Genomic DNA, 12,142 nt, shown 5'->3' on the forward strand with positions numbered 1-12,142 from the left:
GGTTTAGGCTCTGGTTTAGGCTCGGTCTTTTCTTTATTTTCAGTGCTTACCGAGGAGCTAATCAGGTCATTTTTTTCAATATACTGTGGCCCTAACGAAATCTCTATTCCTAATTTAGCACTAGCTTGCGTACTATTTTGCAAGGCAATGGATGGCGAATAAAAAATTAAAAAAAATATAATTAAATGTACTAAAGCTGCAAGTAAAATTGCACCAGACCAAGCCCATACACCTAACTTTAAAGCTGTATCTTTCATTGCTGCGCCTGCTCAGTCAATAATTGTAATTTTTTGACACCTATACTATATAAGCCATGTGTAAAGCTTACTAGATGATTTCCAACAAGATCTGCATCAGCTTTTATAGTGATCACAGTGTTAGGACTACGCTTAATAATATCTGTAATCTTGGCAAGTAAATCCGGCTCTGATAACGGCTGATTATCTAGAGCAAAATGACCTTTCTTATTCATTAACACAACAATTGTCTCTGCATCTTTTGCTGTTTCACTACTCGAAGTGGGAGGAGTAATATCAAATGGCTCTGTTGCGCTTAAACTGCCTGCGATCATAAAAAAAATAAGTAATAAAAAGACTAAATTAATTAGCGGTAAAATACGTTCTTCTGTTTGATCAGGTCGTCGCTCAGGGAAATGCATTAATGTAACTCCAAAGGCATATTGGCGCTTATCTCAGTTTGATTATTTACCTGCCATGTTGGGTCTTGAACTAGCTGTAGAGGCGCTATTCTTTGCTCACTTAATACATCTAAAATGTCGATCAATGCCTGCACCGGAGTGTCACCTAAAGGTTGTAGAATTATTGCTTGTTCACTCGGCTTTACTTTGGCTTTCTTTAACAAACTACTTAGCGCAATTTCGTTGTTGTTAAGTAACAATTTATCGGTGGCAACTTGCACTAAAAACGGGGGTAAATCTGTTTTTAAAGACCCCCCTGTATTACTGCTACTATTTACTTCAACGCTATGCCATTTTGTAAAGCTCGAAGCTAACATAAAAAATATGAGCAAAATAAATACCACGTCAATTAGCGGCGTCAGGCTCACCAACGTTTTTCGTTTTGCTTGTTTAGCTGATAGTGTTGGAAATTGATTATACGCTTTTTGCATGCTCAGCCTGCATCGTGTTGACCTGCGAAAACACTACACTCTTTTGCTGTGCGTTGCCCTGATATAAAGCTTCACATCCCTGCTGCGACAAGTCAGTAATAAATACTTGTGTTAATAAGTTGTCCATTTCGTGGGCTAAGTGGTCTACTTGACGCTCTAAATAATTTAATAATGCCACCACAGGTATAGCCACACATAACCCCACAGCCGTTGTTAGTAGCGCCTCCCAAATACCACCGGATAAAATAGCTGGGTTCACTTTATTACCTGCATCTTCTAGTTGCTGAAACGCAGAAATCATACCCAACACAGTACCTAATAGACCAAGCAATGGCGACAAAGAAGCAATCACTTCTAATGGACGAAAGCCACGTCTTAAGCGAAACAGCGTATCACTACCAAACCTAAGAACGTCTTCACGTACCGCAGGCTCGGCAACATTGTGTGTAATCCCCCTAAACGCACGCGCCATTGCAAGAGTTATTGGGTTTGGATGTCTATTAGCTAAATTAAGTGCATCTTCACATTTTCCTTGCTGCCATAAAACAAGTACACGCTTTGCGAATTGCCGTTGCCAAATATGTGCTTTTTGAAACTGTATAAGCTTTATTAAAACAATGGTTAATGCGATTACCGACATCAACAACAGTATGTATACGACTGCTCCCCCTGTGTTTAAAAGCTCTATAGTCGTTTTGTACCAAGAGGGTGCGCTCATAACTTCAGCATCAGCTATTTTATTTTCTCCCACATCTTTTGTTATATCAGCTAAAGCTGAATCAAACTCTAAAGGTGCAGCCTCACTGACACTAGTTTCATTATTAATTGCGGAAATAACTTGGCTATTATCTACACTGGCTGACTCCTGAGATGAACAGGTAAATGGAAATATAAATAGTACAAATATGATCAAAAAGAATTTTAATTTCATCAACTGCCTCAACTTTTAATTTTATCAATTTTTTATTTACCTACCGCTAGGCAAGCAAGAATGATTACAACTACTTAACTACCGATATTTAATTCGAGATTGGCTGATAACTTTCGCGCTGCAAAAATTGCGAGTGCAGCACTACTAATTAGCAACAAGTCAATTGTTGCAACTGGCCAGTAAGCATCTGTAAATAAAGTTTTAATTATGTGGTCTCCGGTGGTGAGCCAGTTCAATAAAACCGCTGCAATGGCAATAAAAGCTACTGCCCAACATTGCTCAGTCCATGCCTTGATATAACCACTGCGCTTATTTATGAGCACTCTGATCACGCCATGAAATAAACAACACATCCACACACTAAAAAACACATATACTTCAAGGTCACGGACTAAAACACCTGCAAATTGCACTGAGTTATTAAATAGTCGATTAGCTACTAAAAAAGCCCCCGTTGCGATAATAATGCCCATAACTGCGCTCAGGTTATGTACATTCATAAAAGAGATGCTAAAACGTGTGCCGTCATGTTTTTGATTGCGTGCCTGTGTCCAATGTAATAGTCCAGTGGCTATCAAAACACATCCCCCAAGCCCTGCAACAAAGTAAAACCAGCGTAATGGCCAATGATCAAACTGCACATAATGCATACCCGCTAAAAAATTAAACACATTAGTAACGGAAGACGACTCGAAGTGCTCGAGCTCTGCACCTGTTGCAACAGAGAACCGTCGGTTATCCATATTTTGTGCCACACTTTTGTCACCACTTAAGCGAAGCGCAATCACACCTTCTGCATCCGCAGGATTACTTACCCGCACCATATAAACAGCACCATGCCCCAGCTCTTCCTCAGTGGCAGTAATTAAAGGGTCTATAGATGTTATCGTTGCAAATTCGCCGGACGCTTTAGGGGTAACTCGCCCTTGTGACTCACCAATAAAACGCCGCCTTGCAGGCGAATTACCTGCGCCTTCTTTGGCTTTAGGAGCTTTACTTTTACTATCGATTTTTTGGCGTGAGCGCGTAATTTCCTTAGCTGGAGTTTTCTGAGTATGTACTGCTTGAGGGTGCATTTGCTCATATACGGCATCGGGCGCTTTAGGAAAATAAATTAAGTGCGCAATCATTAATCCTGACAAAGTAATAACTAAGGTGAAAGGTAATAGTACAACGCCGGTTAGGTTATGCGCATCAAGGTTACCTCGGCTAAAACTACGCCACACTCTAAAGGAAAAGAAATCAGTAAATAATCTACGATGTATCACTATTCCTGAGACTAAAAGGCACAACATGCCAATGCTTGCAATACCCACCAGCCAAGCACCAATATTGCCTTTGCGTAACGTAAGATTATGGTGAAATGGATAAATAAAGCGACTTGCACCTCGCGTATTCGATGCAGGAAGCTGCTCTAACGTCACAGGGTGAAAACTATTTCGCTTAGCTATATGTGACTCTTTGGTATCATAACCCAACGCTAAAAAGGGCTTGCGCTCAGAAGGTAGTACGATACTCCATGCCGTAGCTCCCTCAGAGAGAGTATTGAGTAGAGGAACAATATCGCGATCAACGGATAATTTAGGTGCTGTATCCATATTAATTCGCGTTTGCGGCATCATCCAGCGATCTATTTCTTTATCGAATACTGATAGCGTGCCGGTCCAAAAAATAGCAAACAGTAAACCACTTAACAGCAACCCAGCCCAAGTATGCAAGACACTCATGTTAAATCTAAACCCGGTTTTCATACCAACGCCCCAGCTAACCAAGCTGCAACAAAGGTTATACCCGTAAAGCCGATCACATTTACCCAGGTTAATAACGTATTTCCGCGAGAAAAAGCCCACATTAAAATAACCGGTAAGTAGATAAAGCCTGTCATACTTGCAACAACAACAGCATCAGTCCACACCATACCTAAATGAAAAAGTACTGCCCCCGTAATATTGACAAGCTGCGAGCTGCTAATATAACAAAGCAAGCAAATAACAATTGAATGCACCACCATACTGATACTATAAAGCCATTTATAAACAGCCATAGTGTGATTAACGCGATTATTTAGATCAGTTAACACTGAGCCTTTTACGACCATTTTTTTCACCTAAAAATAAAAATAACATTACGGTTTATTGGTTTTTTCCACTGTGTTATCAAAATAAAAGTACGATATAACTTTGTTGATATAGCCCAATAAACGTGGGCACCACACCAAAGAAAATGCGACTAAAGTCGCCGCCAAACTTAATATTAAAACCCATACCAACGCGCCAAAACTAAAGCCATCATTAAACACCGCTAAAATTAATGACAATGCCACCATAAAAATTCCAATAAAACGCTGTGCTCTGACCGTACCTTGATTTGGAAAGGGTCCACCAATAACAGTACGCCAATGCTGAGTTTGACTAATAGCCCAACAACTAAAACCAACATAGGCACAGACAAACGACGCGATTAATCCGATGTGCATCATAAAATTCTTCAAAACCTCTCTTGATAATGAGCTCGTAACTTTACGCTAGTCCAAAAAGCACTGGCAGCCGAGATTAGTAGCACCAAGTCTGTAGCCGCTACAGGCCAGTAAGTATCTGTAAACACTGTTTTAATAAGGCCATCCCCTGTTCCCACCCAGTTTAAAATAACGGCAAAAACAGCAACAACAGCAATAAATCCACATTGCTGTGTCCAAGCCCTTAAGTATCCATATGATCTATCTTGTAAAACACTTAGCAAAGCATGCAACAAGCTAAGTAACCAAACGCTGAAAAATGCATATATTTCAGCTTTATCTCCCATAACAGCATCCAAATATGGGGATATATCCCTTACTCTGTTAGTAAGTAAAAACACACCTGTTGCAGCAATAATGCCGGTTATAACCGCAATATTATGTGCATTCATTAGAGCGACATTGAGAGGAGGGTTTAGGTTATTTTTATTACTCGCGATGGTCCAATGCACTAAGCCCGTAGCAATTAATAAACAGCTACCTAAACCAGCAAAAAAATACAACCAACGAAGTGGCCAATGATCAAATTGGATATAGTGCATGCCACTTATAAAGTTCCAAATGCCAACAGCTTGCGAGCCAGTAAATGACCCTTTTGGCTCTCCTGTCATAGTATTAAAACGCTTATGATCATTACTTTTTGTAACCGAATCATCGCTATGTCTTCTAAACACAACAGAGCTATTAGTATCACCAGGATGATTTACTCGTACTAAATAAACACCTCCTTTACCCCAATCTGATTCAGCCTCTGAAATCATCTGTTCAATGGAGGCAAAATGGCCTTTTTCTCCGCTGGCAGACTCACGAATATGACCTAGCACCTTTGCTGAAAATAAACGCTGAGCATCTTTTTCATTCGCGACCTTATTACTATTCTCAACACTAATAGCTTGCTGATAAACGCGACTAATTAATTGAGGAAAATAGACTTGTTGTACAATAATCAACCCTGACAAAGTTATAACAAGAGTAAATGGTAGTAACACAACACCAGTTAAATTGTGCAGATCTAAATTAGCTCTGCTGAACTTACGAAATAAACGTAAAGAAAAAAAATCGGTAAATATTCGCCGATGAATAACAATGCCTGAAACTAACAGACAGAGCATTGCAATACTTGCACCCCCTACCAGCCATGCACCTAAATCATCTTTACGCAGCGTCAAGTTATGATGAAAAGGGTAAATAAAACTACTAGCATTAGGTCTATTCGCTTTTGTTAATGGTGCAAGCGTAACTGGATGAAAATACTCCCGAACATGGCGACGAGGCTTTTTATATGAAGCCGCTTTGATTACATATGGTATACGCTCACGCGGTAACACAATTGTCCAGTAAGCAGCTCCATTTTGCTGCTCACTCAATGGCTGAATAATATCTTTATCTACCGATAACGAAGATGTCACTTTCATTAAGTTAATGCGAGTATCTGGCATCATCCAGCGGTCTATTTCTTTGTCAAATACAGACAAAGTGCCAGTCCAAAATATTGCAAAAATAAGCCCACTTAAAATCAGCCCCACCCATGTATGAACAGGACCCATTCTTACTCGTATGTTAAGCTTTGCGTTTACTGCTTTTCTACTCATGCGCAAGACCAATTAATCAACCAGTCTCTAAACCATGTCGTTGTTAATGTGCAAGTAACGTCACATGGCATATTCAATAAAAAAGATGGAGTGTTTAAAAAGCTTACAGCCATAATCATTTTTCCAATTCGCTATAAGCCGTAATCAAAACAACACTTTCATGTTCATGAAGTAACTACGTCCACGCTCTGAAAACCTAAAAGCGCCAGTGTCTTCACGTACTTTAAAACGCTTTGCATCTGTAAAATTATCAATTGTGAAATTTAGACTAAGCCACTTATTAACGTCATAACTCAATCCAATATCTAAAGTCGCTAAATCTTTTTCACTTTTATCAACCGAGTTACGATCAAAATCAACTCGGGTAATTTGCCCTTCATAATTCGCTCTTATGTAACTAGATAACTTATCGGTTGGATAATAATTAAGGACAACGGAACCGGTGTGATCAGGAACACCAACTAACGAATTACCATCTAATTGCGCCAGAGTATCGCCAAAAGGGCGCGCGCCTGCAGGTGTATTAATAACAACATTACTGGCATCTATGGAAGAATCGGTATAGGTATAGTTAATTTTCAGCGCCAACTTTTCAGCTATATCCCAATTTCCCTCTAACTCAATACCTTGAATTGTTGCTCCATCAGCATTAAGCCACGTAGCCCAAGCTGGACATTCCTGCGAACCGACACTCCCAGAGTCGCAATACGCTGCAATAACGCCGTCATTGCCATCACTAAAGTAGTAAGATTGCGTGCTGAGTATTTTATTGGTGAAATCGTTGTAGAAAAAAGTTGTGCCAAAACTCAGGTTTTTATTGTTGTTATACATAGCACTAACCTCATAGTTGGTGCTTTTTTCTGGTTTTAAGTTTGGATTACCCATGATCACAAATTGATCATTACCGCCGCCGCGTGATGAGCCCGTAGTTTCATCAATTTGAGTGATTTTTGGACTTTTATAGCCCGTTGCAATACCGCCTTTAAAAGTTAAGTTTTCACTATAATTAAAAACAAAATAAGCACGTGGGGAAGTATGTTTGCCAAAAAATTCATTGTCAGTTAATCGAGCGCCTAACGTTAAATATAACTTTTGGCTAATAAGCTCCCACTCATCTTCAGTAAAAATAGCCCAATCAGTGACCTTTCTTGTGCCAAAACTACCTGAATGACCTCCGCCCAAATCACTATTGGCTTGTTCATCGTTAGTCCACTGCAAACCCGTAGTTATAAGGTGACGACCAAAACCGGTTAAAAAGCGCGCATCGGCAACTTTATTTTCCGAACTTGTGGTAAATTCGTAAGTTTTTGGATAACGATATCTTTCATAACTTTCTTGGTAATATTTGACTTCTAAATCACCCAGCTCAAAACGCTTATTGTAGGTTATACCCCAAGAGTCTCGTGTCCACTCTCGATCAACAGCGGACCGACTTGTTTGTTTTAACACGCCACCAGGATTGCTGGTATAACGCTGCTTTGAGGTTGAAAAATCAAATGTTAAATCGGTATCTTGATTGGCTATAAGGTTTAACTTACCGCCTAAAGTACGCTTTTGAGATTCTTGGTAACCGCCTAAATATTTATCCTCATCTTGCAGTATTTCACTACCCCATAAAGAAACACCCATAGTGTTTTTAATAATCGGCCCAGATAAGTAAAAATCCGCTTGGCGTTTATTCGACATCACACCACTATCAGGCGCTTGAAAGCCATACCCTACGCTGCCGCCCCATTTTTCAGGCGTTTTTTTGGTAATAATATTAATTACCCCACCCATAGCATCACTACCATATAGCGAGCTCATTGGCCCGCGAACAACCTCAACACGGTCAATAACTGATACCGGTGGTATGAAACTGCTATCTAGATCTTCATTATTTAATTCTCTTGGGTTAGCTGTTTCTGAGCGAACGCGTTTTCCGTCAACCAATACCAATGTGTACCCTTTAGGCATGCCCCTAATTGATATACCACTATTAGCACCTGAGCCAACAACGTTAACACCTGGCACTTCATTAGTAATATCTTGTAAAGAACTAAACGGGCGCTTTTCCAGAGTATCATTTGAAAGCACGCTAATACTTGCCGGTGAATTTTTGATTTCTTGAGAATATCCTGCAGCAGTCGTTACCGTTATTGGCCCTAAAGACAACGGCTGACTGTTAGTTTTGGCCTTTACTTTCTCTAACGTTACCGCATTTGTAGTGACAAACCGGTAACGTATATTAGTGCCAGACAATAAAACATTAAGCGCTTGAGCTGGGGTCAAATCACCTTTAACTTCAGCAGACATATACTGTGCTGTCGGTATCCCCGTGTATAAAACCTGAACGTTAGTAATAGCAGAAAAATCAGTAATAGCCTTTGACAATACTTTAGCTTCAAGATCAAATTGATAGCGTGCTGCGTGCTGGTGAGCAGTATTTTCAACTTGCGGTTTAACTGCAGTATTAGCCTGCAGTGAATGACTGGCTATGAACGCCAAGGTTAGTATTGAAAACAACCCAATACGTTTATTAACACGAAAATCCATTAAGCGCCCTTTAGTAAAAGTAATACGAATAATTTACACCTACAATTAAGACGTATCTCACTCACACTTTCCCCCAGTGCGGTTAAAAAAAATTATGCAGCTATTACAGCCAGAAAGAATTTAACTAGGGTGTGCGCTATTTGAAAGGTAAGAAAGAGGAGAAAAACTAACGCTTATTTAACCTGATCTTTAGTCAAGTTATTCACTCACACATTAATTTATTGTATTAATATTCGTTTTACTCTCAAGCCGGAGATAAATTTATTATTCGAAGTTCAGGTTCTTTAGTGCAACATGACTAAATAATCAGTTAGGCGAGTTTGTTTTAACGCTAAGGTTTCAGTGATCATTTCCAACGCAGCATCGGGGTCATTAATAGAAAACACACCACTAATCTGCAAATTATTAACTGAATCATCAGTAATAATTATTTTCCCTTTACGATAACGATTCAGTTTAGCAACAACCTCACTAAGCGCAGCGCTATAAAAAACAAGCTGCCCACGCTGCCAAGCATTAACCACTGCTGCATCAAATTCACTAACGGCGCCAATGCCCGTTGAAAAAAGCTTAGCTTGTTGATTTGCAGATAAGTTTTTCCTAAGTTTTCTAGCTTGATTCGACGTCAGTGCAACGCTTCCTTCAAACAGACTGACAGTGGCTGAGTCGCTATACAAACTAACATTAAATTGAGTGCCAGTAACAGTGACCGTCCCTTGTGTTGTATTTACCACAAAAGGGCGTTCACTATTTTTAGCAACATTAAATCTAGCCTCGCCTTGAAGCAATACCACTTCCCGTAACTGTTTGGTATAATTAACTTTAATTGCGCTATTAGTATTAAGGATAATTTCGCTATTATCATCCAGTTGCACAACTTTTTGCTCACCAACGTTACTGTAATAGTCACTTTGTAAGCGCAGCGGCCAGTTTTGTTGCCAACCAACACCTGCTATAGCAACAAAAAGCGCAACACTTGCAACGGCTGCATAAAATGGCCGTGATACACGCTTAATGAAGGTTTTTTGAACGGTTGGCTCTAATATTAAATCGTTTTCAGATAGTTCCGAGTGCGTCAGTACATCCCATAACGAACTCATATCATCGTATGCTACCCGATGTAAAGGGTCTGCAAGTAGCCAAGTATTGAACTGTGCTTTTAACTGACAGCCTTGTGATTCTTGAAGATCACTGTCGTGCATGCGGGCATGCCATACTGAAGCTTGCTCTAAGATAGCCTCCGGTATCTCAGCTGTATACTTACTTGCCATCTCAACCATACTGATTAAGCCTTACAAAAATACAACTTAACAAAAAGCAAATACCAATCAGAAAGTTTATTATAAAAATAACTTTTACTTGGTTGACCAACTTGATAAATGCGTAGTTAAAAATCGTTAAAATGGGTGAATAAATAAAAAAACTCAAACCTGTCGCCCCGCCTCTCGCAAGCATTGACGACAATGAACCATAGCTTTTGCAATGTGCTTTTCAACCGTTTTAATACTGATACCCAATATCTGCGATATTTCTCGCATTGTTAGTCCTTGCCTGCGATAAAGTATAAATACTTCTCGGCATTTGTCTGGTAATTCGGCTATGGCCTGCTCTAATACAGCCAGTTGTTGTTTAGAAATTAATACATCAGTATGTGTAGGGGAAGGGCAAGCGACTTGCTCACATTGCCTTTGCTCTTGAGGCGACACTATTTGCGCTTGCCACTGCTGGGCTGTTTGTTGTTGACGAAATTGATCTACCAGCAGATTACTAGCCATGCGATATAAGTAAGCTTTTGGGTTACTGGGTAACTCAATATGCGTATTAACAGCACGTAGCCATGTTTCCTGAACGACTTCCTCTGCAACGTCAACAGAACCCGCACGCAAGCGAATGTGTTTTACAAGCTCACCATAATAAGTCTCAACGGCTTGTGCTAAGGTTTGAAAAGGAAATGAAGCCAAGGTCTACTACTCACCTTAAATGCAATGTTTCGTCAATAAACGCTAATAATAACTTTTTGCATTAGCAGATGTAAAGAACTCCAGCAATTAAAGGCCATACATAAGCAACAGTAGCTTACCCACTTATGCTTATGTATTTAACTATTTTGGCATTACTTACCTTTGCCTCGCCAGCCGCTCCATACATCATCTATATCATCGGCTTTATTTCTGTTCTTTTTCTTACCAGTACCTTCAGGCTTGGCCATTGGCTTGTCATTTTTAAGCGCCTCGGCGGCATCAAGGTTGGCTTGGTTTACGGCAAAGCCTGTTACTTCTTCACGCTCTAGGCGTAGTTTGTTTTTCTTTTCGATAATTTTAAAGTGATGAAAGTCTTCATAATCAATCAGTGATAACGCTAAACCTACTTCACCAGCACGGCCACTTCGGCCAATGCGGTGCATGTAATCAGCAGGGCTACGCGGTAAGTTAAAGTTAATCACTACTGGCAGTTTGGCAATATCTAAACCACGGGCGGCAATATCCGTGGCTATTAGTATTTCTATTTCGCCATCTTTAAACTTTTCGATTACCCGAGTACGTTCACTTTGGCCTTTATCGCCATGGAATACTTGCGCGTTAACGCCACGTTTTTCGAGCTTACTGGCTAAGTGCTCACAATCTTTTTTAGCGTTTACAAAAATCAGTGCTTGGCGCCATTGCTGCTGTTTAATTAAATGCGCTAAAACCGTGGTTTTTTCACCTTTATTTACGGTAAACACACGCTGTACTAAAGTGCTTTCGTCTTTGTTTTGAACTTGTATTTCAACCGGATTAGTTAACAGCTCTTGGGTTAATTGCTTAACTTGCTCTGGGAAAGTCGCAGAAAACAACATGGTTTGCTTTTTAGCAGGCATAAGCGCTAATAAACTAGCCAACTCTTCGGTAAAGCCTAAGCTTAATAAGCGATCGGCTTCATCAAGCACTAAGGTGCTGACTCTATCGAGCTTAATCGCATTGCTTGAGATTAAATCGAGCAAGCGACCTGGGGTTGCCACGATAATATCGGCGCCGCCACGTAATGCCTGCATTTGCGTATTAACCGACACCCCACCAAACACCGCAACGGTTTTTATTGCGCCATTAAAATTTGCAGAATACGACTTAACACTATCAGCCACCTGCGTTGCCAGCTCTCGCGTTGGCACTAAAATCAGCCCTGTTACAAAATTACCTTTGCTAGCAGCTTTTTTAGCACCTTGCTCTAAAAATAGGGTTTGTAGCATAGGCAAAGCAAAGGTCGCTGTTTTACCTGAGCCGGTATTCGCCCCTGCAATTAAGTCACTGCCCGCCAAAATACTTGGAATTGCTTTTGCCTGAATCGGCGTAGGCTGGGTGTATTCAAGATCAGACAATCGAGCAATTAGCTCTGGGATAAGGCCAAGTTCGTTGAAATTACTAGGATTTGCGGCTGAGGTCATAAAAGGTGCGGGCTCATTAC

The 12,142-nt window shown here is 40.2% G+C and carries 12 protein-coding genes; all 12 read right to left on the reverse strand.

All coding sequences use genetic code 11. The features are described 5' to 3' along the window. On the reverse strand, positions 1–257 hold a 257-nt coding region (locus H5232_RS07720; RefSeq protein ID WP_182830743.1), incomplete at its 3' end, for a hypothetical protein. Beyond that, positions 254–658: a biopolymer transporter ExbD gene (locus H5232_RS07725; RefSeq protein WP_182719654.1), complete on the reverse strand. Its 405-nt coding sequence runs from the start codon at positions 656–658 to the stop codon at positions 254–256. The genes H5232_RS07725 and H5232_RS07720, both read right to left, overlap by 4 nt. Further along, on the reverse strand, positions 658–1,128 hold the full coding sequence (locus H5232_RS07730; RefSeq protein ID WP_182719655.1) for a biopolymer transporter ExbD: 471 nt from the start codon (positions 1,126–1,128) through the stop codon (positions 658–660). Before H5232_RS07730 ends, H5232_RS07725 begins: the two co-directional genes overlap by 1 nt. Then, positions 1,112–2,059, reverse strand: coding sequence for a MotA/TolQ/ExbB proton channel family protein (locus tag H5232_RS07735; protein ID WP_182740148.1), 948 nt, complete (start codon positions 2,057–2,059; stop codon positions 1,112–1,114). Before H5232_RS07735 ends, H5232_RS07730 begins: the two co-directional genes overlap by 17 nt. A gap of 74 nt (positions 2,060–2,133) precedes the next feature. Beyond that, complete coding sequence (locus H5232_RS07740; protein ID WP_182719657.1) at positions 2,134–3,810, reverse strand: PepSY domain-containing protein; 1,677 nt, start codon at positions 3,808–3,810, stop codon at positions 2,134–2,136. Then, entirely contained in the window at positions 3,807–4,157 is a 351-nt protein-coding gene (locus H5232_RS07745; protein WP_182719658.1) for a hypothetical protein, read from the reverse strand. Before H5232_RS07745 ends, H5232_RS07740 begins: the two co-directional genes overlap by 4 nt. A gap of 27 nt (positions 4,158–4,184) precedes the next feature. Next, positions 4,185–4,538, reverse strand: a complete 354-nt coding sequence (locus tag H5232_RS07750; RefSeq protein ID WP_182719659.1) for a DUF3325 family protein — start codon at positions 4,536–4,538, stop codon at positions 4,185–4,187. An 8-nt stretch (positions 4,539–4,546) separates the two neighbouring features. Further along, entirely contained in the window at positions 4,547–6,166 is a 1,620-nt protein-coding gene (locus H5232_RS07755) for a PepSY domain-containing protein (RefSeq protein WP_182830744.1), read from the reverse strand. A gap of 144 nt (positions 6,167–6,310) precedes the next feature. Continuing rightward, positions 6,311–8,701, reverse strand: coding sequence for a TonB-dependent receptor (locus tag H5232_RS07760; protein ID WP_182718831.1), 2,391 nt, complete (start codon positions 8,699–8,701; stop codon positions 6,311–6,313). 284 nt (positions 8,702–8,985) lie between these two features. Continuing rightward, complete coding sequence (locus tag H5232_RS07765) at positions 8,986–9,981, reverse strand: FecR family protein (protein WP_182718830.1); 996 nt, start codon at positions 9,979–9,981, stop codon at positions 8,986–8,988. 144 nt (positions 9,982–10,125) lie between these two features. Beyond that, positions 10,126–10,662, reverse strand: coding sequence for an RNA polymerase sigma factor (locus H5232_RS07770; RefSeq protein ID WP_182718829.1), 537 nt, complete (start codon positions 10,660–10,662; stop codon positions 10,126–10,128). Between the two features lie 152 nt (positions 10,663–10,814). Beyond that, a complete protein-coding gene (locus H5232_RS07775) occupies positions 10,815–12,122 on the reverse strand; it encodes a DEAD/DEAH box helicase (RefSeq protein ID WP_182830745.1) in 1,308 nt (435 codons plus the stop codon). Between the last annotated feature and the right edge of the window lie 20 nt (positions 12,123–12,142).

The organism is Pseudoalteromonas sp. SG41-5, assembly GCF_014164495.1.
Classification (GTDB): Bacteria; Pseudomonadota; Gammaproteobacteria; order Enterobacterales; family Alteromonadaceae; genus Pseudoalteromonas; species Pseudoalteromonas rhizosphaerae.